General features: G+C 40.7%; 22 protein-coding genes. 7 read left to right on the top strand and 15 right to left on the bottom strand.

The window, feature by feature from the left end; genetic code table 11:
• Positions 1 to 15: 15 nt before the first annotated feature.
• Positions 16 to 837 (bottom strand): universal stress protein, encoded by an 822-nt coding sequence (locus H4075_RS12595; RefSeq protein ID WP_182801194.1) that lies wholly within the window; start codon positions 835 to 837, stop codon positions 16 to 18.
• Positions 838 to 992: 155 nt separating this feature from the next.
• On the opposite strand from H4075_RS12595, the gene H4075_RS12590 reads away from it, so the two are divergent.
• Entirely contained in the window at positions 993 to 1,466 is a 474-nt protein-coding gene (locus tag H4075_RS12590) for a 2-dehydro-3-deoxyphosphooctonate aldolase (RefSeq protein ID WP_182801193.1), read from the top strand.
• Positions 1,467 to 1,546: 80 nt separating this feature from the next.
• On the opposite strand, the gene hisB is transcribed toward H4075_RS12590, so the two are convergent.
• From hisB to hisG, 6 genes are read right to left on the bottom strand one after another with little or no spacing between them, the layout of a single operon-like run.
• Positions 1,547 to 2,689: a bifunctional histidinol-phosphatase/imidazoleglycerol-phosphate dehydratase HisB gene (hisB, locus tag H4075_RS12585; RefSeq protein ID WP_182801192.1), complete on the bottom strand. Its 1,143-nt coding sequence runs from the start codon at positions 2,687 to 2,689 to the stop codon at positions 1,547 to 1,549.
• Between the two features lie 5 nt (positions 2,690 to 2,694).
• Complete coding sequence (locus H4075_RS12580) at positions 2,695 to 3,102, bottom strand: c-type cytochrome (RefSeq protein WP_182801191.1); 408 nt, start codon at positions 3,100 to 3,102, stop codon at positions 2,695 to 2,697.
• A gap of 29 nt (positions 3,103 to 3,131) precedes the next feature.
• Complete coding sequence (gene hisC / locus H4075_RS12575; RefSeq protein WP_182801190.1) at positions 3,132 to 4,181, bottom strand: histidinol-phosphate transaminase; 1,050 nt, start codon at positions 4,179 to 4,181, stop codon at positions 3,132 to 3,134.
• Between the two features lie 16 nt (positions 4,182 to 4,197).
• Positions 4,198 to 4,557, bottom strand: a complete 360-nt coding sequence (locus H4075_RS12570) for a four helix bundle protein (protein WP_182801189.1) — start codon at positions 4,555 to 4,557, stop codon at positions 4,198 to 4,200.
• Positions 4,558 to 4,580: 23 nt separating this feature from the next.
• Positions 4,581 to 5,873 (bottom strand): histidinol dehydrogenase, encoded by a 1,293-nt coding sequence (hisD, locus tag H4075_RS12565; RefSeq protein WP_182801188.1) that lies wholly within the window; start codon positions 5,871 to 5,873, stop codon positions 4,581 to 4,583.
• A 48-nt stretch (positions 5,874 to 5,921) separates the two neighbouring features.
• A complete protein-coding gene (gene hisG / locus H4075_RS12560) occupies positions 5,922 to 6,839 on the bottom strand; it encodes an ATP phosphoribosyltransferase (protein WP_255460187.1) in 918 nt (305 codons plus the stop codon).
• 395 nt (positions 6,840 to 7,234) lie between these two features.
• Here hisG and H4075_RS12555 point away from each other — a divergent pair, with 395 nt between their 5' ends.
• Both H4075_RS12555 and H4075_RS12550 read left to right on the top strand, forming a co-directional pair.
• Positions 7,235 to 9,643: an alpha/beta hydrolase family protein gene (locus tag H4075_RS12555; RefSeq protein WP_182801187.1), complete on the top strand. Its 2,409-nt coding sequence runs from the start codon at positions 7,235 to 7,237 to the stop codon at positions 9,641 to 9,643.
• Positions 9,644 to 9,837: 194 nt separating this feature from the next.
• The gene (locus H4075_RS12550) at positions 9,838 to 11,985 is read left to right on the top strand and encodes a glycoside hydrolase family 97 protein (RefSeq protein WP_182801186.1); all 2,148 of its coding nucleotides are present in this window, start codon (positions 9,838 to 9,840) and stop codon (positions 11,983 to 11,985) included.
• Positions 11,986 to 12,065: 80 nt separating this feature from the next.
• Here H4075_RS12550 and H4075_RS12545 read toward each other — a convergent pair whose 3' ends face one another.
• The 7 genes from H4075_RS12545 to H4075_RS12515 form a co-directional block, all read right to left on the bottom strand.
• Entirely contained in the window at positions 12,066 to 12,269 is a 204-nt protein-coding gene (locus H4075_RS12545) for a YwbE family protein (protein ID WP_182801185.1), read from the bottom strand.
• A 36-nt stretch (positions 12,270 to 12,305) separates the two neighbouring features.
• A complete protein-coding gene (locus H4075_RS12540; protein ID WP_182801184.1) occupies positions 12,306 to 12,644 on the bottom strand; it encodes a cupin domain-containing protein in 339 nt (112 codons plus the stop codon).
• Between the two features lie 426 nt (positions 12,645 to 13,070).
• Positions 13,071 to 13,616 (bottom strand): hypothetical protein, encoded by a 546-nt coding sequence (locus H4075_RS12535; RefSeq protein ID WP_182801183.1) that lies wholly within the window; start codon positions 13,614 to 13,616, stop codon positions 13,071 to 13,073.
• A 16-nt stretch (positions 13,617 to 13,632) separates the two neighbouring features.
• On the bottom strand, positions 13,633 to 15,150 hold the full coding sequence (locus H4075_RS12530) for a RagB/SusD family nutrient uptake outer membrane protein (protein ID WP_182801182.1): 1,518 nt from the start codon (positions 15,148 to 15,150) through the stop codon (positions 13,633 to 13,635).
• 23 nt (positions 15,151 to 15,173) lie between these two features.
• A complete protein-coding gene (locus H4075_RS12525) occupies positions 15,174 to 18,194 on the bottom strand; it encodes a SusC/RagA family TonB-linked outer membrane protein (protein WP_182801181.1) in 3,021 nt (1,006 codons plus the stop codon).
• Between the two features lie 382 nt (positions 18,195 to 18,576).
• Positions 18,577 to 19,659 carry an amidohydrolase family protein gene (locus H4075_RS12520; protein ID WP_182801180.1) on the bottom strand — a complete coding sequence of 361 codons (1,083 nt, stop codon included), beginning with the start codon at positions 19,657 to 19,659 and terminating at the stop codon, positions 18,577 to 18,579.
• Between the two features lie 135 nt (positions 19,660 to 19,794).
• Complete coding sequence (locus H4075_RS12515; RefSeq protein WP_182801179.1) at positions 19,795 to 20,337, bottom strand: nuclear transport factor 2 family protein; 543 nt, start codon at positions 20,335 to 20,337, stop codon at positions 19,795 to 19,797.
• A 339-nt stretch (positions 20,338 to 20,676) separates the two neighbouring features.
• Between H4075_RS12515 and ppdK the strand changes: the two genes are divergently transcribed.
• Entirely contained in the window at positions 20,677 to 23,430 is a 2,754-nt protein-coding gene (gene ppdK, locus H4075_RS12510) for a pyruvate, phosphate dikinase (RefSeq protein ID WP_182801178.1), read from the top strand.
• A 70-nt stretch (positions 23,431 to 23,500) separates the two neighbouring features.
• Here ppdK and ytxJ read toward each other — a convergent pair whose 3' ends face one another.
• A complete protein-coding gene (gene ytxJ / locus H4075_RS12505) occupies positions 23,501 to 23,833 on the bottom strand; it encodes a bacillithiol system redox-active protein YtxJ (protein ID WP_182801177.1) in 333 nt (110 codons plus the stop codon).
• A gap of 280 nt (positions 23,834 to 24,113) precedes the next feature.
• Here ytxJ and H4075_RS12500 point away from each other — a divergent pair, with 280 nt between their 5' ends.
• The 3 genes from H4075_RS12500 to H4075_RS12490 all read left to right on the top strand — a co-directional run bounded on the left by H4075_RS12500 (position 24,114) and on the right by H4075_RS12490 (position 26,710).
• Positions 24,114 to 24,941 carry a 3'-5' exonuclease gene (locus tag H4075_RS12500; RefSeq protein WP_255460186.1) on the top strand — a complete coding sequence of 276 codons (828 nt, stop codon included), beginning with the start codon at positions 24,114 to 24,116 and terminating at the stop codon, positions 24,939 to 24,941.
• Positions 24,942 to 25,012: 71 nt separating this feature from the next.
• Positions 25,013 to 25,810: a polyprenol monophosphomannose synthase gene (locus tag H4075_RS12495; RefSeq protein WP_182801176.1), complete on the top strand. Its 798-nt coding sequence runs from the start codon at positions 25,013 to 25,015 to the stop codon at positions 25,808 to 25,810.
• Positions 25,811 to 25,822: 12 nt separating this feature from the next.
• Positions 25,823 to 26,710, top strand: coding sequence for a DMT family transporter (locus H4075_RS12490; RefSeq protein WP_182801175.1), 888 nt, complete (start codon positions 25,823 to 25,825; stop codon positions 26,708 to 26,710).
• The last annotated feature ends 67 nt before the right edge of the window (positions 26,711 to 26,777 follow it).

Below are 26,777 nucleotides of genomic sequence, written 5' to 3'. Positions count from 1 at the left end.
ACGCTGTTTAAGAATTTACTCATGCATCACCATTACAGGCACATCGCTGTGAAAGATCAGTTCTTTTGTATGACTGCCTGAAAATATTTTTTCAATCAGGTTATGTTTCTGCGGTATCACCAATAATAATTCAATACTGAATTTATTGGCATACTCATTCAATCCTTCAACCATATCCTGTTTGTCGATAAAGTGGTATTGTGGATGATATTGCTGGAACATTGTTTCTACTAATCCGCTTTGGAAAGGAGTGTCGTTTGTCCACTGCCTGTTCTTAAAATCTACATTCAGCACATGTAATCTTGCTCCTGTTGATTTGATCAGTTCACTTACTATATGATCAGGTATTGTTTTTATCACATCTCTGAAATCGGTTGTTAAACCAATATCGTTGATGCGTGTAAACACTGCATTTTCAGGAACGATCAACACGGGCACTTTGCAACTTTTTGCTACAGCCAGTGTGTTGCTGCCAATGTATCTCTCTTTCAGTTTACCTGCACCTGTTATGCCCATTACAATGAAAGCTACCTGCATCGCATCGGTGAGCGATGTAAGTACGTCAACCAGTTCCCCGTCAAACATCATATGTTCCACTTTGATCAATGGTTCCAGTTCCGCAAGCTGATTGGCTACTAATTCCAGTTCTTTTTTCTTGATCTCACGCATTCCCTCAGGCGAAACTTCAACGCCTTGATATAACGGAAAAAGCAATGGCTGCCGGTATGCATGCATTAGCATGAGCTTACCGCCCACTTGCCGGGCATATTGTAAAGCATATGAAGCGGCATTCAGTGAAGTGGAGGAGAAATCGATGGGAACAAGAATCGTTTTCATAAACCGTGTTTTATAATATAAATGTATTTTCAATTTTTCGGTCCTGCTATGACATGTATCAGCCGCTGTTGAACTGCAGGTCATCACAACAACTGATTTCTGTTGTTGGTTTATGTAATTTCATAGACAAGCGCATCTCATTCAAAAAATTGCTTATGAAACATGTACTTTTTGCCTTCGTGGCTTTTACCGCACTAACTTTTAGTTCCTGTACCGGCAGCAAAAAAACTGCACAATCAAATAACCCTGCTAATGGAGAGACTGGTCAGAGGATTCATTATGCAATGCTTGATCAGCAGACGTTTGCATTAACAACCATTACATCAGATGAGTCATACGGTTACAGCCAGAATACAGCCATAAAGGTTGGTGGCGTAAAAGAGAGTAGTGGCCCATTTAATGAACGTCGCTTTTTAAATGCTTTACTTGGGCCAAACGGTGAAACAATTACTTATATGCGAAGAGGAAGTTGTTGTGCCTTTAAAACAGCAAACGGTTTTAACAATGTAGGTCTGCTCGATATATACGAAGTAATTTATGAAGGACTCGACAAGCCAATTACCCTTTACATTAACATGTATGACTACGGAGAACTGAAAGCACCGAAAGGATTTACTTATCGTAAGTGATTATATTTATTAGTCGCACAAAAAACAAAACGCAGAGATCTTCTTTCTCTGCGTTTTGTCAATATTCTTTATAAATGTAATTACAATACTCCTTTGGTAGATGGTAAATAATTACTCAACGGATCACGCTTTACCGCCATGCGGATGGCTTTGGCAAATGCTTTAAAGATGGCTTCGATCTTGTGATGTTCATTATCGCCATGACATTCGATGTTAAGGTTGCATTTTGCTGCATCGCTGAATGACTTGAAAAAGTGGAAGAACATTTCCGTTGGCATTTCACCTATCTTTTCCCGTTTGAATGTTGCATTCCAAACGATCCAGTTGCGGCCGCCGAAATCGATCAGCACTTTTGCATCGGCCTCATCCATGGGCAATGCAAAGCCATAACGTTCCATGCCACGCTTATCGGCAAGAGCTTTACCGAAGGCTTCTCCCAATGCAATGCCGGTATCTTCAATGGTATGATGTTCATCAATATGCAGATCACCATTGGTGGTGATGTTGAGATCCATCTTGCCATGTCTTGCGATCTGGTCGAGCATGTGATCAAAGAAACCAAGTCCGGTGTGGATATTTGCTTTGCCGCTGCCGTCAACATTCAGTTCAACACTGATCTTTGTTTCATTGGTATTACGTTCATGCGTAACCGTACGCAAACCGAGTTTTAGAAATTCATAGATCTCTTTCCAATGGGGTGTTTCTAAAGCAATCGTTGATTGACGAAGCTCAATTACTTTATCCTGTATTTCAGCAGCACCAAGATTAGCATCAATATTCATCCAGATGGCTTTGCAGCCGAGGTTCTTTGCCAATTGTACATCGGTGATACGATCACCAATCACAAACGAATTTGCCAGATCATAGTCTGGATTGTTGAGGTATTTGGCAAACATGCCCGTGCCCGGTTTACGTGTGGGCGCATTCTCATGTGGGAAAGTTCTGTCGATCAACACATCACTAAACACAATGCCTTCATTTGCTAAACTCTTCAGCACAAAATTGTGGACAGGCCAGAAAGTATCTTCGGGGAAACTATCGGTACCCATGCCATCCTGGTTGGTTGGCATCACCAATTCATAGTCAAGCTCAGCAGCGATCTTACGCAGGTAAAAGAACACATCAGGATAAAATGTAAGCTTATCAAACGAATCGAGTTGATAAGTAGGAGGGGCTTCATTAATAAGTGTGCCATCCCTGTCGATAAATAAAACTCGCTTCATTTTTATTATTTGATTTTAGCTCTTGCTGCTTTTACTTCTGCTGTTGTAACCAAACTTGCTTTGTTACCGAAACTGTTGCGCACATAAGTTAACACATCAGCTATCTCCTGGTCTTTTAAATAAGGTTGCGAAGGCATTGGGTTAAAATAAGTTTCGCCATTGATCACCAGCTCTTCATCGAGACCGTTTAAAATAATATTGATCAGTTGTGTTTTATTGCCCAGTACCTGTTTTGTTTTTACCAGGGGAGGATTCATTCTGGGCAAACCTTTACCATCGGGTTGATGGCATGAAAGACAATGGGTTTCATATACTTTCTTACCACGTTGCATAGAGGCCTTCATATCGGGTTGCTGATTAGTGAAAGCGAATGCAGTGACAGCAATAAATAAAACGATTGATATTTTTTTCATGAATGATTGTTTCGGCTTTAAAGTTAACGTTAAACAATAAATTTCTGCAAAGCGTTTAGTAATTCATCGTTCTCTCTGGCTGTTCCCACGGTTATCCGTAATGATCCTTCACACAACAGTACTTTACTCCGGTCACGCACTACAATCTGGTTCGCCAGTAAATATTCGTAAATACCTCTCGCATCCACCACTTTCACCAATAGAAAATTTGCATCGCTGGGATACACTTTTTCTACCACTGCCAGTTTTGGCAATTCTGTTTCCAAACGCTTACGTTCTTTCACCAGTTCTTTGATCATTTCGTTCACATCCTCCACATTGTCGAGAGCTTTCGCCACCAATTCCTGTACCGCTTCACTGATATTATAAGGTGGTTTGATCTTATTGTAAACGTTGATGATCTCTTCACTTGCAAATGCCATACCTAAACGTAACCCAGCCAATCCCCATGCTTTGCTGAGTGTTTGCATTACCACAAGGTTTGGATAATCGGCGAGCAGAGTGACCAACGAACGCTGACGGGAGAAATTAATATACGCTTCATCCACCACCACAATGCCATCAAAATTATTCAGCACCATTTCTATATCAGCCATGTTGATGCTGTTACCTGTCGGGTTGTTGGGTGAACAGATCCAGATGAGTTTTGTGTGTTCATCCACCAAAGTTTCCATGTGTGCAAGGTTAAGCTGGAAATCATCAAGCAAGGGTGCTTTACGCAATTCCACATCGTTGATGTTGGCACTCACTTCATACATGCCGTATGTCGGCGGACATATAATGACATTGTCAACTCCGGGATTGCAAAATGCACGGTAAAGAAGATCAATACATTCATCGCTGCCATTGCCAATGAAGATTTGCTTTGTTGATACGCCCTTGATAGCAGAAATTTTCTCCTTGATTTTTTGTTGCTGCGGATCCGGGTAACGGTTGTACCATTTCAACAAGGGTGAGCCGATGCTGTTTTCATTGGCATCAAGATACACTTTCGCTTCGCCGTGAAATTCATCACGGGCAGAAGAGTAGGGCACAAGGGCTTTGATGTTGGAGCGGAGTAATGTATTTAAATCGAACATATAAAGAAGATAGAATTTAGGAGTTAGAAGATAGAATTTTACTCATGTAAGATTCCAGCATTTTCGAAACCTCGTCAAGTAGTGATTGTTTTTCGACAACCTCACCAAAGCCAAGATCAGAAGCGAGAATAAGATAGTATTGACATTCTTCTAATGACCCTTGTGCAATATTGAAGAAACGGGCTTTATCTGCAAGTCCTTTCTTTTTATAGCCTTCGGCAATATTGGCTGCGATAGAAACAGCAGCACGCCTGAATTGAGAACTTAAGCCATATGTCTCTGATTTTGGAAAAGATTCTGTGTATTTATAAACCGACAAAACAAATTGATGTGCTTTTTGCCAAACAATTAATTCCTGAAACTTTGTTGTTGCCATTTAAAAGTAAAGTTTTATTTATTCTAACTTCTCTTTCCTATATCCTGTATTCTTTTCTTGACAGCATTCGCATGCGCCTCCAACCCTTCTGCTTCCGCCATCAGTTCAACTGCTTTGCCAATATGCTGTAATCCTTCTTTGGTTAATTTCTGATATGTAATTTTTTTAACGAAACTATCAACGCTTACACCACTGTATGCTTTTGCATAACCGTTGGTTGGTAACGTATGATTGGTGCCACTTGCATAATCGCCCACACTTTCGGGTGAATAGTTGCCAAGAAAGATCGAACCTGCATTGATGATCTGTTCAGCAATTACTTCATCATCTTTACAACTGATGATGAGATGCTCAGCTGCATATTCATTCACCAACTCGATCATTTCTGTTGTTGTATGTAACAAGATTGCCTTGCTGTTCTCCAATGCTTTTGCTGCAAATTCTTTGCGTGGTAATTGTTCCAGTTGTTTTGCGGTTTCGATCAATACATCGTTGATCATTGCTTCAGAATTGCTCACCAGCAACACCTGCGAATCAACACCATGCTCAGCCTGCGATAAAAGATCAGCTGCAACAAATGAAGGGTTGGCTGCATCATCGGCCATTACGCATACTTCGCTTGGTCCTGCAGGCATATCAATGGCTACGCCATCTTTCTGCACCAACTGTTTGGCACAGGTTACATATTGATTTCCCGGACCGAAAATTTTATATACCTGCGGAACAGATTCTGTTCCATACGCCATGGCAGCAATGGCCTGTGCACCACCGGTCTTGAATATTTTTGTAATGCCCACCAGTTTGGCTGTGTATAAAATGGCTGCATTGATCTTTCCATCTTTACCGGGAGGTGTACATAAAATAATTTCTTTGCATCCTGCAATTTTTGCCGGAATGCTCAACATTAAAATAGTTGAGAAGAGGGGAGCGGTACCACCGGGAATATACAAACCCACTTTTTCAATGGCGACTGATTTGCGCCAGCAAACAACACCGGGCATGGTTTCCACTTTCTCCACAGTACCTACCTGCTTTGCATGAAAAGTTTCAATGTTCTTTTTCGCAAGAGCAATGGCGTCTTTCAATTCGCTACTGATGGTTGAAGACGCTGCATCGATCTCTTCTTTTGAAACCAATAATTCAGCAACTGATACCTTATCATAAATGGTAGCGAAACGTTTCAACGCTTCATCACCACTTGCTTTTACCTGGTGCAAAATATTTGTAACACTTGCCTCCAGCGATGATGAATCAATTGCCGGGCGTTTGAGCAACCTGCTCCACTCACTTTTTTTGGGATGTTTTATGATCTGCATTCTCTTTTTTCATTTTCAAATTTCACAATCATCAAATTTTCAAATTCATCACATCACCATCTTCTCAATCGGCACAACCAAAATACCTTCAGCTCCTGCCGCTTTCAACTGTTCAATTTTTTCCCAGAATTCATCTTCACTCAATACACTGTGCACGCTGCTCCAGCCACCTTCTGCCAATGGCAAAACTGTGGGGCTGCGCATGCCGGGAAGCAGCGCAATGATCTCACTCAACTTTTCATTTGGTGCATTCATCAACACATATTTATTACGCTTTGCTTTTTTGACAGCTTTAATGCGGAACAATAATTTATCTAACAGTATTTCCTGTTCTTTGTTGAGCTTGTTGTTTTTGATCAATACCGATTGGGATTGAAGAATGGTTTCCACTTCTTTCAATCCATTCATGAAAAGGGTAGAACCACTGCTTACAAGATCAACTACCACATCAGCTAAACCAATTCCAGGTGCAATCTCCACACTGCCGCTGATCTCGTGTACTTCACCGCTGATGTTGTTCTTCTTTAAAAACTCATTCACCAAAAAAGGATAACTGGTGGCAATGCGTTTGCCATCGAGGCTTTGCACACCCTGGTAGGTTTCGCTACGAGGAATGGCCAGACTCAAACGGCATTTACCAAAACCAAGCTTCTCAACGATCTCTGCTTTCTTGTTTTTTTCAAACAATACATTCTCACCTACAATGCCAATATCAGCAACACCATCTTCCACATATTGAGGTATATCATCATCACGCAAAAAGAATACTTCCATCGGGAACGTATCGCTTTCTGTTTTCAAACGGTCTTTTACATTGCGTAGTTCAATACCGCATTCGTTCAACAGTTTTACTGAATCATCATACAGCCGTCCACTCTTCTGAATCGCAATTCTGAGCTTCGATGGTTTTTCTGCATTACCTCCGCTTATTTCGCTGAGCGGGGTGTATTTTTTTTCCTGCATCATATTATTCTTTAATTCGTTTGTTTTTTTCAGTTCGGGCAATAAAAAAAGGCCTACTTCCGTAAGCCCTCTACTATTGTTATATACAACGCATCATCTGGCTTACCTGTTTGGGCAAGTATGGTGATGATGTGTATGTGCGTTTAAAATCATGGCGCAAAAATAAGGGCTGAAACTGAATTCACAAATAATTTATTGAAGTGTTTATTGTTCACGAGTGTTAGTACGAAACAGGGTTGAAGTTCAACAGAACACTTGAGAGAACAAACAATTTGTTGAACGGTTGTTGAGAATGATGGGGTATCTGTACATTCGAAATCCTGAACAAACAGTCATTTGTGCTCCGTTTTTACACGAATAAGTGACTGTAACACGTAACTCACAAAATATAAGTACGCATGAGAAAATTATCCCTTTTGTTCGCATTGTTTATTTCACTGAACCTGTTTGCACAGGATGCGGTCAATTATCAACTTCCTCCAAAAGACATTATGGACCTTGCTTTAGCAAAACCCACGCCTGCAGTTAGTGTGGACAGCAAAGGCCAATGGATGTTATTGATCGAGCGAAATATGTACCCGTTGGTTGATGAACTGGGTCAGCCTGAAGTAAGAGTTGCCGGTTTGCGTATTAACCCGGCTAATTTTTCACAAAGCCGTCAGAATTACATCAACAACTTTACACTGAAGAATATTGCCTCAGGTAAAGAGTACAAAATTGCAGGCCTGCCTGCAAATCTGCTGGCGAACTCAGTATCGTGGAGTCCTAACGAAAAGAAGTTTGCATTTACCAACAGCACAGGCTCCATCGTTGATCTGTATGTGGTGGATATTGCCACACAAAAAGCAACGAAAGTAAACAAGACAGCTTTGAATGTGGTATTAGGTGCTGCATTCAGTTGGTTAGATGATAATACACTGTTGTACAAAACAGCAACAAAATCACCTGCTGCAATGCCCAAGCGTCCTATTACGCCAAAAGGGCCAACAGTTCAGGAAAGCTATGGCAGTGCATCGCCACGTCCTACTTTCCAGGATATGATCAAATCGCCTTACGATGAGCAGTTGTTTGAATTCTTTGCGACTTCACAATTGGTGAAGAATGTGAACGGCGTTGAAACAAAGATCAATCAACCTGCGATCTATAGTTCAGTCAGCGCATCTCCCGATAAAAAATATTTACTCGTTCGCACGATCAATAAGCCATTCTCTTATGTAGTTCCTGCAAATGGATTTAATACAACTGTTACAATCCATGATGCGAGTGGCAAACTGGTAAAAGAACTGGCAAAGATTCCTTCATCTGAAACAGCACCCGGCGGTAATGATAATGTGGCTGATGTTCCCCGCAATATTGAGTGGCGTGATGATGAAGCAGCAACGATTGTGTGGTGCAAAGCATTGGATGGTGGATTGATCAAAAACACAGCTGAGTTTCGTGATGCAGTGTATGCATTAGCAGCACCATTCACTGCACAACAGAAAGAATTGTTTAAAACAAAAATGCGTTACGGTGGTGTTACATGGGGCAACAGCACGTTTGCCATTGTGCAAGAAATGCTTCGCAGCAAAGTGATCGGCCGTATGAGTCGCTGGAATCCTTCAACCGGTGAAATGGAATTGTTGATGGAACGCAGCATGACGGATCTCTACAATAATCCCGGTTCACCTGTAACAGAAAAAAACAGTTATGGTCGTGATGTGGTGATCCCGAAAGATGGTAAACTGTTGATGAATAATACAACAGGTGCATCACCAAAAGGTGATCTTCCTTTCCTCGCTTATTTTGATCTTGCAACAAAAAAGAATGAGATCATCTGGCGTTGTAAAGAAGATGAGTATGAAATGGTGATGGAAGTACTCGATCGTAACAGTCTCACTGTTCTTACACGTAAAGAAACACAAACTGTTGTTCCGAACTATCACATGAAAACATTAAAGGGAGTGGTGCCTGAAGGTGGAAAGCAGATCACTGATTTCAAAAATCCATATCCGCAACTTGAAGGTGTGAGTGTAGAGAAGATCTCTTATAAACGTGCCGATGGTGTTGATCTTACCGGTAATCTTTATTTACCAAAGGGATATAATGTTAAGAAAGATGGTCCGTTGCCAGTGTTGATGTGGGCTTATCCACGTGAGTTTACCAATGCACGTGATGCTGCTCAGGTGCGTGGTTCAAAAAATACATTTACACGTATCAGTTGGGGAAGCCCGATCTTTTGGGTGACGCAGGGTTATGCTGTGTTAGATGCAGCAGAGATGCCGATCGTAAGTACAAACCCGGATAAAAAACCAAATGATGATTTTATTGATCAGTTGAAATTAAATGCACGAGCAGCGATTGATAAATTAGCAGCAATGGGTGTTGGTGATAGCACACGAGTGGGTGTAGGCGGACATAGCTATGGTGCGTTTATGACAGCGCATTTATTGTCGCATACCAATTGGTTCAAAGGAGGTATTGCACGCAGTGGTGCTTACAACAGAACATTAACCCCATTCAGTTTTCAGAACGAAGATCGCACTTACTGGCAGGCTCCGCAATTGTATTTTGATATGAGTCCGTTCAGCTATGCGCAGAAGATCAAAACACCGATCCTGTTGGTGCATGGTGATACAGATGATAATACAGGAACTTATCCTATTCAAAGTGAGCGTATGTTCCAGGCATTGAAAGGCAATGGTGGCAATGTTCGTTATGTAAGTTTACCTTACGAAGCGCATGGTTACCGTGGTAAAGAAAATATCTTGCACCTCTTGTGGGAAGAGCATATGTGGCTGGAGAAATATGTGAAGGGGAAGAAATAGTTTGTAGTTAATAGTTTACAGTTAGTCGGGCATGAACGCAAGTTTGTGCCCGATTTTTTTGCACTACCGCAAACGTTTTCAATGATGAGAATCAGTTAAGCAGGGAGAAAATCTTCATTTCTATCAGTTGTTGCCGTTGCCGATTACTGATGCAAACATTTACCTTTACGCCCGACTCTTAACAACTATTGATTATGAAACAAAGAATCAGCTGTATCGCAGCATGGCTGTTCCTGTGTGTATTTTCGTTTGCACAGGAACTTCGCTCTCCCAACAGTCAGTTACAATTACAATTTAGTTTGAACAGTGCAGGCACGCCGGAGTACCGGCTTTCCTACAAAGGCAAAGCAGTGATCTTGCCAAGTAAACTGGGACTCGAATTGAAAAATGACAAAAAATCATTGCGCAATGATTTCGTCATTACAACAACCCAAACAAATACAGTTGATGAAACATGGCAACCTGTTTGGGGTGAAGTAAGTAATATCCGTAACAACTACAACGAACTTGCGGTTACCTTACAACAGAAAGAAACCAACCGTCAGCTTGTTATCCGTTTCCGTTTGTTCAATGATGGATTGGGTTTCCGGTATGAATTCCCAGCGCAAAAGAATTTTAATTATTTCGTTATTAAAGAAGAGCATAGTCAGTTTGCCATGACAGGCAATCATACTGCATGGTGGATCGCCGGCGATTATGATACGCAGGAATACGATTATACCCGTTCACGTTTATCAGAAATACGTGGATTGATGAAAGGATCTATTTCAAGCAATGCATCACAAACACCTTTTTCACCAACAGGTGTACAAACAGCTTTGATGATGAAGAGTGATGATGGCTTGTACATCAACCTGCACGAAGCAGCACTCATTAACTATTCCTGCATGCATCTGAATCTTGATGATAAAACCAATGTGTTTGAAAGCTGGCTTACACCCGATGCTGTTGGTGATAAAGGCTATATGCAAACACCATCTACATCACCGTGGCGCACTGTTATTGTAAGTGACGATGCACGGGAAGTACTTGCATCAAAAATAATTTACAATCTCAACGAACCAAGTAAGATCAAAGAAACCTCCTGGATCAAACCTGTGAAGTATGTGGGTGTTTGGTGGGAGATGATCACTGGTAAAAGTGCATGGTCTTATACGGATGATTTTCCGGCTGTACAATTAGGGGTAAGCGATTTCAGTAAAGCAAAACCACATGGCCGGCATGGAGCAACCACGTCACACGTAAAAGAATTAATTGATTTTGCAGCACAACATGGTTTTGATGGCGTGCTGGTAGAAGGCTGGAATGTTGGTTGGGAAGATTGGTTTGGTCAATCAAAAGATTATGTATTTGATTTTGTAACACCTTATCCTGATTTTGATGTAGTGGGTATTCGTGAATATGCAAAATCAAAAGGCGTGAAGATGATCATGCATCACGAATCATCTTCCTCTGTTCGTAACTACGAACGACATATGGATACAGCTTATAAATTCATGAAAGCAAATGGATATGATGCAGTGAAAAGTGGTTATGTTGGAAATATTTTACCAAGAGGGGAACATCACTATAGTCAGTGGATCATTAATCATTATCAATACGCACTTGAGAAAGCTGCACAATACCAGATCATGGTAAATGCGCACGAAGCAGTGCGACCAACAGGTATTGCACGCACATGGCCTAACCTTATTGGTAATGAATCGGCACGTGGTACCGAGTTCCAGGCATTTGGTGGTTCAAAACCTAATCATGTGGCGGTGTTGCCATTTACACGTTTAATGGGTGGGCCAATGGATTATACACCCGGTGTATTTGAAATGGACATCAGTAAATTAAATCCCGGTAATAATTCGCATGTAAACAGCACACTTACGAATCAGCTCGCATTGTATTTAACGATGTACAGTCCATTACAAATGGCTGCTGATTTGCCGGAAAATTATATGCGTTTTCCCGATGCGTTTCAATTCATCAAAGATGTTGCGGTTGATTGGGACGATAGCAAATATCTCGAAGCAGAACCCGGTGCATACATCACTGTTGCACGCAAGGCAAAGAAAACCGGGAAATGGTTTTTGGGTAGTGTAGGAGGTGAGGAAGCACGCACATCGAACATTTCGTTTGATTTTCTAGAGAATGGTAAGAACTACATTGCTAAAGTGTATGCAGATGCTGCCGATGCACATTATAAAACAAAACCACAGGCATACACGATTAAGAAAATAGTTGTAACAAATAAATCAAAACTGAAACAATGGGTTGCAGCAGGAGGTGGTTATGCTATCAGTTTTGAAGAAGCAACACCGGAGATGATCAAAGCATTGAAAAAGAAAAAATAATTTGCAGCCCGCAATTGTTTGCAAATATCCGGCATGAATAATTTTCTGCCGGATATTTATTTGCAGTCAGTTTTTTACAATCAATCTTCGTCCTGTATGATTTTTTGCACCCGGCCAATTTGCCCATCCTGCAAGCGGACTTTAATACCACGATGATGCTTAGGTGCACTCGTGAGTAAATCCTTTACAAAGCCTTCTGTAAGATTACCCGTACGTTGATCTTTCTTTAAGATGATGAGCACTTGCATGCCTGGTTTGATATTAGCTCTGATCGTTCCTTCCATTTGTGAAATTGTAGTTGTCGGTTTGCTGTACTGTTGTTACGGTAGAAAATCTTCCCGCATGGGGCTGAACACATCAATGAGTACACCTTTTTCCAAACAAACAACGCCATGCTCTACATTAGATAATATGTGAAAGCCATCACCGGCCTTGAGTACTTTCTTTTCACCGGCGATCTCTACTTCAAACACGCCGCTTTCAATATGAGTGATCTGTACATGCTCATGTTTATGTAACGTACCAACGGCGCCTTGTTCAAAATCTACTATTACCAGCATAACAGATGGATCATAGGCAACTATCTTGCGACGGATACCTTCGCCTGCAGTTTGCCATTCCTTTTCTTTGTCTTCAATAAATCCCGGGAAATGTTGCATGCAGTAAAAATAAGCATCTCAAGAATCGATATCAGCATTTTCTCTTTAAAGGTTCAGATGTTAACGCCTTTGCATCTATGCTGTAGCTGATGATGGGGCGGTCAATGAACATGCAACTCTGTTCTTGCTTAAAAAAAATGATCTCAAATAAATAGTTAAACAATTCTTTTCTCATCAACGCAATTTCTTAAATTTAATCTTCATCAAAGAAAAGGAGGTATTCATGAAATCTACAGATCAATCATGGACGCCATCGGTTATTATCGGGTAACCGGGCTTCTCCATAAGAATAATCTGGGCTCGAGGAGAGCCAGGGCCATCAATTTAATTGGTGGCTTTTTATCATTTTACAGATGAGTTTAAAGTATAACTATAAAAAAAGACCGTTCATTTGAACGGCCTTTTTTATGTTGTCTAGTTAACCACTCAGTTTTGAGCAATTCTTATACCAACACGTTTGTAGTTTTCGCTTGGTTTCACATTGTCATTCCCAACAAGCTCAACATGCACTTCTCGTGGACTTGTGCTGCTTGTGCCTGGGTTTACAATATTAATCACAACTTCACCAAAGCTGCTGTTCGCAGGAATTGTAAATGTTGTACCTGTAATATTATAATGTGTTCCAGCTACGGCGAGCAGATTGGGTGAAGCTGGTGTAACATCAGTTAATACTTTGAATGTTATCACTTCATCACTGCTTCTTTGTGCGCCCACAAGATTTACCCTCAGGCGAACTGGTGTGGTAAGTGTTCTGCTTATTGCAGTAGAGTTGGCCGTTGTGGTGGGAATACCAAACGGAGGGGTTCTTGTTGCAACGTGATACGTATAAGGTGTAGTGGCGGAGTTCAAAACAGTTGCATCAAACTCAAGCACCGTTTTCCCTTGAAATGATTTCACATCCTCTTTAATACAGGAGGTAAACAGGATCGCCATTAATAGACTGCCTGTTAAAAAATTTATGCTTCGTTTCATATTTTCTTATGCTTTATTAATAATTAAAATTCTGTTGCATATTCGGATTGCCATCAATTTCACCAACAGGAATTCTGGGAAGAAGTCTGAAGTCTGTAGCTGGTAAGTTAACAGCAGGATTTACTTTTACGATTTCTAAACCATTTCTTTTCAGATCATAAAAGCGATGCCCTTCAAATGCAAACTCAAGCATACGTTGCTTTAATATTTCATCCAATAAAGCCTGGCCGGTTAGGTCCTGAACGCCTGGTACGGTAAACCCTACAATACGTGCTGTGCGAATAACATTCAAATCAGCCCACGCACCAGCTTCATTATTTAAACGGTATCTTGCTTCTGCACGATTAAGATATAATTCCGGCCAACGTAAGATTACACTATTATCCCAATTAGGTCCGCCGTTTTTGCCTAACCATTTAGTACACTCTACATAATGGCCTGCAGCATTAACACCCCATTCGAATAACTTATTTCTGATATCACCACTATACGTTAAAGCAGGAAGAGGTGGTGATTGAGCAAGATTTGATGGGAAGCCAGAAATACCAAGTTGAGTTAATAAGAATCCATTAGGAACCAAATCACCCTGACCTTGTCTTGGACTTGCCGAAGCACCTGGTGCGGCAAGTGTAGTATGTGTGGCAGCAAGTGATGTATTAACACCTAAATTTTCTGCTAATGTTGCATACCATACCTGAAAAATTCCTTCAGGATGATCTGCAGCTCTCCATCCACTTACGTAGTTGCTAGTATTCGTCATAGCGCCAATACCACCAGACAATGTAATTGCCGCTGTAGCAAAAGAATCAGCCTTTGCCCAGTTGCCTTGGTAAAGAGCAACTCTTGATCCTAAAGCCAATGCCGCATGTTTACTTGCATAGTTGCGGCCACGATTGCTATTTGACAAAGCCGTCATTGACTGGTACAGATCAGTCATAATTTGTGCATATACAGCGGCGGTAGTTGCTCTTGATGGGCGAAATGCAGCAGCGTCAGCAGCAGAATTAAAGCCTTCCAGTGTTAATACCACACCGCCTTTGTCCTGTGCAGGCACAGTAAAAGTTGGGATATAAGCATAGTTTTTTACAAGATCAAAATAGTAAAGTGCACGTAGAAATTTGAATTCACCTTCCCATCTTGTTTTATCAGCCGCAGTTGCATCACCAACATTTTGAGCAGCAGCAAGGGTGAGATTAATTTCATTGATTGCTCCGTAAGAACCACCCCATATGTTCACATTAGCAAGTGATTGATTACGATTTTCACCAAGCAATCTTGAAGATCGTCCATTTGCAAAGGCAACATCGGCCATTGCTTCTGTTACAGAAAACAGATCTCTTCCGTAATGAGATTCCCGTTTAAGTACTGAGTATACTGAATTGAGAGCTGCTTCAATACCAGCTCTTGTATTTAATGCAATTGATGCATCCAGCGAGTTGCGGGATGGTATGTCAAGTTGCTTTTTACAGGAACTAAGTGCAATCACTCCTGCAAGAATGCAAACCAGATATAATTTGAAACTATTTTTTTTCATAATGATTCTATTTTTCGATAAGATTAAAGACGAACCTGTAAACCAACAGTGATGTTTTTCGATTGTGGAATGATACCGAAATTATCGCCCGTAAATTCAGGGTCATAACTTGGCCATTTTGTATATGTCCAGAGGTTAATGCCTTGTACATATACTCTCGCACCATCTATCTTCATTCTTTTAGCCAACTCTGAAGTAATATCGTAACCTAATGTGAGCTGTTTTAATCTTATATAATCTGTTTTAAAGAGGTAACGTGTACCAGTTCCCCAACCAACACTGTTGAAATCTGCAAGGCCATTAAATGGTCTTGGTGTTGGAACAACATCGCCAGGTTTTTGCCAACGTGTGTTGTAGCCATAAAGCAATGTATTTACTGTAGCTCCGGCCATACGCATCATTTGCGTATATTGACCATCTTGTCTTATACGGCCATATTCATATTGGAAAAATACATCCAATGAAAATCCTTTATAAGATAGAGTGTTGTTCCATCCGCCAAACTTGCTTGGGTAAATGTTTCCAACAATTTTCCTGTCAGCTGCAGTTGGGTTGTACGTAATATTCCCGTTAATATCATACCACATACCACGTCCGGTTGCAGGATTAACACCTGCCCATTCCGCAACAAAGAAAGAACCAAGTGGCGAGCCTACACGTATAGATGCATCTCCGGGTAAAGCTTGCAAGCCATCATACAATTCTTTTACTTTATTTCTTTGAAAAGCGATGTTAAAAGAAGACGTCCATTTGAATTTACCATCAAATGGTTTAACACTTAATAATAATTCCAAACCTTCATTTTCAACCTGACCAAGATTTTGCGTTATACTGCTAAAGCCGGTTGTGTTATAAAGTGAGCGTGCAAGAAGGAGGTCTTTATTTGTTCTTTTGTATGCATCTGCTGTCAACAACACTCTGTTTTTAAATAAGCCTAAATCAAGTCCTATGTTATGCTCTTCACGTGTTTCCCAGCTAAGATCGGGGTTTCCTAATTGGCTTGGGAATATACCTGAGCTATTGCCATACAATCTTGTGGCGCCGTACAGCTGTGCATACAAAACGTTTCCTATTTGATCATTACCTGCCTGACCAAATGAATAACGGATTTTTAATTCTGAAATTTCATCTACATTCTTTAGAAATACTTCATCTTTTGCATTCCAGGCAACTTGTGCTGATTGGAAAATGCCGTATTTGTTATTTAAACCGAATCGGCTCGATCCATCACGACGAACGGTGTAGTTGAAAATGTATTTACCAAGATAAGAATAACCAACTTTAGCAAATTGGGAGAAGGTGGCGCTTGCAGTCCATTGACCCGATACGGCTACTGGGGTTGAAGCGGCACTCATATATTGCAACAAGTATGTCGGGAAACCTTGCCCATCTGCCTGAAACCATTGATTCTGATCTCTTCTAAATTCAACACCACCTAATAGATTAATGTCATGATCAGCCGCAATAGTTTTACGATAATTAGCCGTTGTTGTCGAGATGAAGTTTGTATTCCAGTCAACTTGATTTGATAAACGACCGCTTACACCAAAACCATCGTTAACACGAGGATCCTGGTAACGTTGATCCTGTGTTGAGCGATAATCAAGACCAACTAATGTTTTTAATGTAAGATCTGGCAATACTTTATAGGTTAATGCCAAGCTTCCGATTAACTGGTTGGTTCTTGTATTATATTTTACGTAATCGCCAACTGCAACTACGTTGTGGTTGAATGTGCCTGCCATGTTTTGACCAGAACCCGGAAGCCCATAATACGTGCCATCAGGATTATAAATTGGATTATTTGGTAAAATCATTGCTGATGCATAGGCGGGGTTACCAAAGCCAGTGTTACCAATACTATAAGGAGCATTCTGCCAAAAAGTACTTAAGCTGATTGAATTATCAAGCGTAAACTTTTCATTGATTTTGAAGCTCACCTTTGTAAGTAAGGCTCCACGTTGGAAATCGGTTGGGGCAATAAAAGCTTTCTGTTTTGAATACGATCCGGACACATAATAATTTATGTTTTGTGAACCGCCTTGCATTGACAACTCTGCATTGAAGATCGATCCTTTTCCAAAAGTTTCCTTTTGCCAATCATAAGTCGGCAAACTATCAACTTTGCCTTGACTTGTAGTAGTTGGCAAGCCCATATTACTTAATACCGTATTCCGGATTGACGCTGCTGTTGAGGCAGGGTTTGCATAAGTCAATGCTTCTGTTCTTAACTGAAACCATTGTTGTGAGTTAAGCGACTCTACCATTTGCAGAGGAGAAGATTGCCCTTGGTATACATTGAAAGTAAATTTAGGTTTACCTGATTTACCCTTTTTTGTTGTTACAATCACAACGCCATTTGCAGCACGAGCCCCGTAAATGGAGGCAGCAGCAGCATCTTTTAAAATCTCGATTGATTCAATATCATCTGGATTTAAAAAGTTAAGCGGATTGTTTTGTGTGTTAATTGAACCGGTACCTGTGTTTAGTTGAATACCATCAACAACATACAGAGGAGTCGTACCTGCGGAAATAGAACCAACGCCACGTATTATAACACTTAATGATCCACCCGGCACACCGTTGGCAGCTGCAACAATAACCCCGGCTGCACGGCCCTGCATAGCCTGAGCAAAGTTTGGCATGGGGAGGTTGTCAATTTCAGCAGCTCCAATTTTTGATACAGCAGAAGCCACATCTCGTTTTCTCACTGTTTGATAGCCCACAACAACTACTTCTTCAAGTGATTTTTCGCTCTGACGAAGAGTAGGGTTGATAATCGATTTTGAGCCGATTGGTACTTCAACTGTTTCCAAGCCTACTCCTGAAAAAATAAGGGTTTTGGCTGTGTTGGAAACGGATAAAGAATAAGTACCATCTTCTTTTGTCACTGTACCTACATTAGAGCCCTTTACCTGCACACTTACGTTTGCAATTGGAGCTCCTGAGTCGTCAGTCACTTTTCCTGAAATTGTCTTGGATTGTGCCCAAAGTTGCGCTTGCAGTAATAGCAACGCCAATAGCATGCATACAAATTTTCTCATACTCATTTTGGTTTAAAAAAAAAATAATAATTGTAGGGGAGTTTCAGGAAGCTATAATCTATACGGAAAGCAGTTCTTGCAATTTATTCTCTTTTGCTTATTCAGAAAACAAGATTGGATGAACGGTAACAGTATAGATACTTTATGTTTAAATAATGCTGCACGGAATGCCCTAACCATCAAACATTTGACAGTAGACTGATTAAAATGATAAAAAATGATGGTACTAAGAGGAGCTTTTAAATTATAGTAGTCTTTTAAATAAGTTAAACCTGTCTTTAGCAACCAGAAGCCACAATAAATCTTATTAAACGAAACTTTTCTTAGTTGTTTGAAAAGTTTTTTTGCTTTATATCTGATTTGCTTTGCAATATTTTAAAACTTACTCCGGCCAACCACTTTTATCAATATTAGGTATAATGCGCAAAGCATTTTTATAATACACTTTCTTTAAAATAGCATCAGGCAAACCCATACCATACATTGGCCAGAATGCATGATACTTTTTATGGTAAGGAAAATATTCATCTTCTGTTTCAAGCACACGGAAGTAAGTTGCATATTCAGAAGGTACCCAACTGTCTTTCCCAAACAGAATACGATCCTGGTATTTGGTAAAGAAAGCTTTTGCCATTTTTGGTTGCCGGCCGATCTCTGCGATCACAGCTCCAAACTCAACTACCACATTCGGCATTGCATCAAGAATACTACTGAGCTTTTGAAGATCGTTGGGGTACCAGCCAAAATGCGCAGCAATGAAGGTGGTGTTCTTATGTTTTCTGAATAAGTTATGTTGCTCATTAATTAATGTTTCCCATGGCACAGGATTATCTGCACCACGTTTCCTGTTTGGATTAATGATCAACTCCAGCCAGCGTTCATTGGTATTATCCAGCGGATCCCAAAACGATTTCGGATCGGCCGTATGAATGATCACAGGTATTTTTAATTCACCTGCTTTTTTCCAAACTGCATCAAGTCTTGCATCATCAACCGGAACACGATTGCCATTAATATCTTTTACACTAAAACCAAGACTCTTATAGATCTTCAAACCATTTGCTCCATTCTTTACATCATCTTCCAATTGCTTTGCAGCTTTTTCGCCCCATCCGGCTTCACCTACACCTTTAAAATCAACATTAGCAAAAACAATAAACCTTCCGGGTTTATTCGTTTTCGCATTCGCAACTGCTTTTGTAATGTTATCGCCACTGCCACCACTCAGGTTCACCATCACACGCATGTTGAGTTTATCCATTTCAACCGTGAGTTTGTTCAGATCCATTGTTGTCATCTGAAACTGGTGATTGTGTACATCAATAAAAGGGAATTTCGATTTTGTTACGGGATGCTGTGGCACCACCAGCGTGGAAGGGGGATTATAAGTTTCGAAATCAATTTTCTGTTGAGCTGAGGCGGCAGTTGTAAACAATAAAGTACCGATAAGAAAAACCTTATGCATGTTGATGATTGTTTTTTGTGGTTCAAAGAAAGCAACTAATTAAACAGAATTGTTTCCGCTTGTCATTTTTTAACAGGGGCAAATAAAAAGCCCGGAAGCAAGCCTCCGGACTCTAACTATCAAGCATGAGAAAACTTATTTAGCCATCGCTGCATTAATAGGCACACGATCGAGGTATTGTACGACACGGTCAATTTTATCATTGGCATCAAAATGCTGGGCGGTGTGTATCCATTGCATCATGCGTTTGCCGGTTTTATATTTCGCATTAACGGCATACCAGCTGAGTAACCATATGCCTGCCTGTTCTGTTGATTGTGGCTGGTTTACTTTAAGTGGCAGCCAGATATAGTTGCTGAAGCTGATGGAATCAATCATACTTCCTCTTCTGTCTTTCCAGTATTTAACTACAGCCGCCTTTCCAACTACGCTATCACCATTGTTCCATTGCCACACAATATTATCGGCCCAATTGGAAGACCATCCGTCAACATCGCCTGAAGACATGCTGGCTAATCCGCTTTTACCGATCTCTGTGTATTTGGGATCAGCAAATTCAGCAGGTTGGGGTTTGCTGTCGGTGGCAGCAGGAGTAGTTTCGGCAGTTTCTTCTGGTTTAGGATTGTTGCAGGCTGCAAGCAAAAGGAATGACATCATTCCAACAAGAAATCGTTTCATGTTCGGTTTGTTTTAAATGTGAAAAGAGAAGGGGTAGACCAAAATATGGTTCACATTGTGCGGAAGAATAAGAAAGCTAGGCAAATTAAACTGTATTGTCAATAGAAAAGGAGAAAATCCAAATCCTAATTCCAAATTCCTGCTTCCTAATAATGGTCATCTATAAGTACAAAATATGAACTGTCGGCTGACGGTGGTAAGTTTTTTTCTTGCGAACAGTCATTCTTTGGCCCATGGCACCCGTCTACTTTTACTTTCGAAATAAAACAAATAACATAAAGGGACAAAGCGATTGCAAATTTCTTACGCTCTTCTTCCTGTCATTAAAAATCTTCAATCATGGCAACAGTTAAAAAACCAATCAAGTATGTTTATTCCTTCGGCGGCGGCAAGGCCGATGGTAATGAATCAATGAAAAACCTGTTAGGTGGAAAAGGAGCAAACCTGGCTGAAATGGCCGGGCACCCCAATCTTCGTTTGCCCGTTCCCCCGGGTTTTACGGTAACGACAGAAGTGTGTACTTACTATTATGGCAATAAAAAAACGTATCCGAAAGTATTGAATCAACAGGTGCAGGAAGCATTGGCCAAAATGGAAAAACTCACCGGCAAGAAATTCGGTGACTTAAAAAATCCTCTGCTTGTTTCTGTACGTTCAGGTGCAAGACGCAGTATGCCCGGTATGATGGAAACAGTATTGAATGTTGGTTTGAATGAAAATACGATCAAAGGAATTATTGAACAGAGTGGCGATGCACGTTTTGCTTATGATGCATACCGCCGTTTAATTATGATGTATGCTGATGTGGTGATGGAAAAAGCAGGAGGCGCAGAACCAAAGGGTGGTAAAGGCATCCGAAAAGTATTAGATGAAAAACTGGAGAAAGTAAAACATACAAAAGGATACAAGTTCGATACTGATCTTACAGTGGATGAATTAAAAAAACTGGTGAAGGATTTTAAAGCAACCGTTATAAAAGTATTGGGCAAACCATTTCCTGAAGATCCATACGAACAATTATGGGGTAGTGTTGGTGCTGTGTTCAGCAGCTGGATGGGCAAACGTGCCATTGAATATCGCCGTATTGAAAAAATTCCTGACGAATGGGGAACTGCAGTAAATGTGCAAGCCATGGTGTTTGGTAACATGGGCGATAAAAGTGCAACGGGTGTTGCCTTTACACGCAACCCTGGTAATGGCGAAAATTATTTCTATGGTGAATACTTAGTGAATGCACAAGGTGAAGATGTGGTAGCAGGTATAAGAACTCCTGCACCTGTAAATGAATATTCAAAGAATGCACAGAGCGAACAGTTTACTACGCTTGAAAAACTGATGCCGTCTCTATACAAAGAATTGGATGGTTATCAACAACGTTTGGAGAAACATTACAAAGACATGCAGGATATTGAATTTACGATTGAAAACGGAACGCTCTATATGTTGCAATGCCGTGTTGGAAAGCGAAATGGTATTGCAGCTGTGCGCATGGCAATGGATATGTATAAATCAAAATTGATTGATGCGAGAACAGCTATACTTCGTGTAAGTCCGAATCAATTGGTTGAATTGTTGTTGCCTATGCTCGATCCAAAAGTGGAATTGATTCAACCGGTTATTGCAAAAGGTTTACCGGCTGGTCCGGGTGGAGCAAAAGGTCGTGTTGTGTTTACATCAGAAGATGCGGTTGAGTGGGCTTCACGTGGTGAAAAAGTGATTTTAGTGCGTGAAGAAACTTCACCCGAAGATGTGGATGGTATGCATAAAGCACAAGCGATCCTTACAACAAAAGGTGGTATGACATCACACGCTGCACTCGTGGCACGTGGCTGGGGTAAATGCTGTATTGTTGGTTGTGGCGATATTGAAATTCACAGCAACACAAAAGTCTTTCATGCAAAAAATGATGTGATCATTAAAGAGGGCGATTGGATCAGTTTGAATGGTACCAAAGGTTTGGTGTATGAAGGCAGCATGGCATTGGTTGATATTGATATCGAAAAAAATCAATCTTACAAAGATTTGATGAAGCTGGTTGATAAAACCAAACAGATAGGTGTACGTGCAAATGCTGAAACACCTGAAGATGCATCAACAGCATTCAAGTTTGGCGCAGAAGGTATTGGTTTGTTCCGCACCGAACATATGTTTTATGGTGAAGGAAGTGAAGAACCGTTATTCCTGTTACGAAAAATGATCGTGAGCAAAACAGAGAAGGAACGCCGTGAAGCATTGAATGCATTGTTTGTATTTGTGAAAAAAGATATTAAGGATACGTTGGCAGTAATGAACGGACATCCTGTAACGATCCGTCTACTTGATCCGCCATTACATGAATTTGTTCCGCATGATGCCGAAAAACTCCAGGAGTTGAGTAGGGAGTTGGGTATTCGGATGAGTGTATTAAAACGCAGAGTGTTGGCATTGCATGAAAACAACCCGATGCTTGGTCACCGTGGTGTACGTTTAGGCATCAGCTATCCTGAAATTACAGAGATGCAGATACGTGCCATATTTGAAGCAACCGTAGAACTCATCCGCAAAGGCAAAAAAGCAATGCCTGAAATTATGATTCCTGTGGTGTGTGGTAAGCATGAGTTGCGTCACCAACGTGAAATTGTGAACGAGGTTTACAAACAGACCTGTGAAAAAATGAACGTGAAGAAGATTCCTTATTTATATGGCTCGATGATTGAAATACCACGTGCTGCTTTAAAAGCAAACAGTCTTGCAGAAGAAGCCGATTTCTTCAGCTTTGGTACAAACGATCTTACACAGATGAGCTTTGGTTTCAGTCGTGATGATATTGGCGGATTCTTGCCGAAATATCTTGATCTGAAATTACTGCCATCCGATCCATTCCAGACAATTGATCAGAGTGGCGTGGGTGAGTTAATTAAAATAGGTGTTGAAAGAGGACGCATCACCAAACCAAATCTGAAAATTGGGATTTGTGGTGAGCATGGCGGCGATCCGGAAAGCGTGATCTTCTGCCATAAAATTGGAATGAACTATGTGAGTTGTTCTCCGTTCCGTGTGCCCATTGCCCGTTTGGCAGCCGCACATGCTGCATTGGAGTTCCCTCGAAAATAATAGCTATGTAGAACCATTTGTTTGATTATGACCCTAAAGTAAAAGGCCACCGAATTGGTGGCCTTCTTTATTAGTTGAGTTGAAGCTGATCTTTTATTTCGTCCATATCAATACCCATGTGGCTTTCATTATATATGCATTTACCATCCTTTATCACCAGTATTTGTGGTGATTCATGTTCAACAGCAAAACGCTCAGCAACAGAATTTGATAAAGGACGATAGGAGATCAGATCGAGATAATGAAACTGAAGTTCACCTGCCCCGGCTCTTTCCAAACGATTCTTGGCAACCGAACTGATATTACAACGGGTGCTGTGTTTGAAAATAACCTGTGGCTTTTCTTTCGACAAATAAATGACATGTTCCAGGTCTTCTATGGAACGTAAAGGGATCCAATTCATGTAAACTAGTTTCCTGTAATAACAGCTTAAGCTCTAAAAGGTTTGTTACTGGAGCTTGTAGGACAACCTATGCCACGCTTACTGCTGGCGCAAGAAGTGAATACGAATGCTGCAATTGCAACTACGAGAAGAGAGATCATTACTTTTTTCATAATTAAACGGATTTTGGTTCCGCAAAAATAACCATGTTTTTGAGAAATTCATCGAAATTACATGATTTAAACGCTCAGTAAGTGTATTTCAGTATCTGATGGTGCCTTTGTTTTAGTTATTTTTGCTCATGAGCCAACAGATTTCGATGGGTTTCGACGCCACTAACCAACCCGGTAATAATAATATGAGTTTACAACTGAACCGTCCGCTAGCCGTTATCGATCTTGAAACTACCGGTATAAATATCAGCAGCGACAGGATCGTTGAAATTGCCATCGTGAAAATTATGCCCGATGGCAGCCGCCAGGTTAAGCGGAAGCTCATTAACCCGGAAATGCCCATTCCTCCCGGTTCAACAGAAGTACATGGCATCAGCAATGAAATGGTGAAAGATGCGCCAACCTTTAAGCAGGCTGCTAATGAAATAAAAATGTTCATGGCTAATTGCGATCTGGCAGGTTATAATTCCAACCGTTTTGATATACCGTTGCTGGTTGAAGAATTTCTGCGTGCAGGGTTGGATATTGAATTGAATGATCGCTCTTTGCTTGATGTGCAACGGGTGTTTCATATGATGGAACAGCGTACACTCAGTGCAGCATATAAGTTTTATTGCGATAAAGTATTGGACGGTGCCCACAGTGCAGAAGTAGATGCATTGGCAACATGGGAAGTGTTAGAAGCACAGGTGAAACGTTATCCTCAAATGGGTGCAAGTGTTGATGCCATTGTAAAGTTTACAGGCGAAGATCAGATCGTTGATTTTGCCCGTAGGTTTGTAATGGAGAATGGTGTAGAGGTTTTTAATTTCGGTAAGCATAAAGGCAAGCCTGTAACATTGGTATTAAAGCAGGAACCTCAGTATTATGATTGGATGATGAAAGGAGATTTTCCTCTGCATACCAAACAAAAGCTCACGGAGATATTAAACCGAACCCTGTTAAAGAAGAACTAAACGTTTCTTTACAGGAAGAAGTTTTGTTGAAGGTTTTTGAAATCAACTAAATTGCAACGCAAACATTCAGATTGGAACAGCTCGTCATCATACCCACATACAACGAAAAGGAAAATATCGAAAATATTATCCGTGCCGTTTTTACGTTACATGAAGGTTTTCATGTGTTGGTGATCGACGACGGGTCTCCTGATGGTACTGCGCAAATTGTAAAGCAATTACAGCCTTCTTTTCCCAATCAGTTATTTATTGAAGAGCGTAAAGGCAAACTGGGATTGGGTACCGCTTATATTCACGGCTTTAAATGGGCTATTGAAAAAGGCTATCAGTTCATTTGCGAAATGGATGCCGACTTCAGTCATAATCCTGCTGATCTTTCACGTTTGGTTGATGCCTGCAAAACAGGTGGTGCTGATCTTGCCATTGGCAGCCGTTATGTAAAGGGCGGCGCTGTTGCCAACTGGCCGCAAAGACGCATCTTACTTTCAAAAGGCGCATCGTTATATACACGACTCATCACATGGATGCCGGTAATGGACCCAACTGCCGGTTTTGTTTGTTACAGAAAAGAATTACTGGAAGCGTTGAATCTTGATAAGATCCATTTTGTTGGATATGCGTTCCAGATCGAAATGAAGTTTGCCACCTGGAAACTGAAGTTCAAGATCAAAGAAGTGCCGATCACCTTTGTTGATCGTAAACTTGGTGCAAGTAAGATGAACAAAGGCATTGTGAAGGAAGGTATTCTTGGTGTATTGAAACTGCGTTGGCAAAGCCTATTCAAAGATTATCATCAAAAGATCAAGAAAACAGGCGAGGCCCTCTCAAAATATTCATCTGATGATGTGGTTGCACAAAGCAATCATTGATCTCTCTAATTAATGCATCCAACTACCAAAGCTTTTTTACAACTGCATGCTGCTGTTTTCTTAGCAGGATTTACAGGTGTGCTTGGCCGTTTGATCGAGTTGAACGAAGGCTGGCTGGTGTGGTACAGGATGTTGCTTTCATCATTATTGCTGCTACTTATTTTCTTCATCCGCAAACAATCGATCCGTATTGAACGGAAGTACTTACTGCAATGTATTGGTATTGGAGCACTCATTGCTTTGCATTGGGTATTCTTTTACGGAAGTATAAAGTATGCCAACGTATCGATCGCTTTGGTGTGCTTTGCTGCTACAGGTTCCTTCACTGCGTTCCTCGAACCGCTTTTACATCAACGAAGATTGGATTTGGTAGAAGTATTATTGGGTTTATTGGTATTGCTCGGCATTTATCTCATCTTTCATTTTGATGTGCATTACAAAACAGGTATTCTGCTGGGTGTTGCCGCTGCATTTTTATCTGCTTTGTTTCCCATTTTTAATAAGCGGTTAATTCAACATATACCTGCTGCTAACTTAACCTTGTATGAATTGGGTGGGGGATGGTTGATGTTAAGTTTATTGCTGCCGCTCTATTTACAATTTTCTCCGGCTACAAAATATATCCCAACATTAAACGATTGGTTTTGGTTGTTGATGCTTGCATTGTTCTGTACAGTACTTGCTTTTCAATTATCAGTGAATGCATTGAAAAAGATTTCACCGTTTACTGCTAATCTTACTTACAATCTTGAACCTGTGTATGGCATTCTGCTTGCTTTTTTATTGTACAATGAAAACAAAGACTTAGGCAAAGGATTCTATTGGGGAATCCTGTTGATCGTAGCAAGTGTGGTGATACAAACTGTGCGGGTATGGCAAGCGAAGAAAACTACGAAGTAAGAAGTACGAGGTACAATTGGCGTGCTTCAGTTGAATCTTTACTGAATTACTTTCGTACCTCGTACTT

The organism is Lacibacter sediminis (assembly GCF_014168535.1).
In the GTDB taxonomy this organism is placed as follows: domain Bacteria; phylum Bacteroidota; class Bacteroidia; order Chitinophagales; family Chitinophagaceae; genus Lacibacter; species Lacibacter sediminis.
The sequence above is the reverse complement of the archived record's forward strand: the minus strand, read 5'-3'. Positions and strand labels throughout refer to the sequence as shown.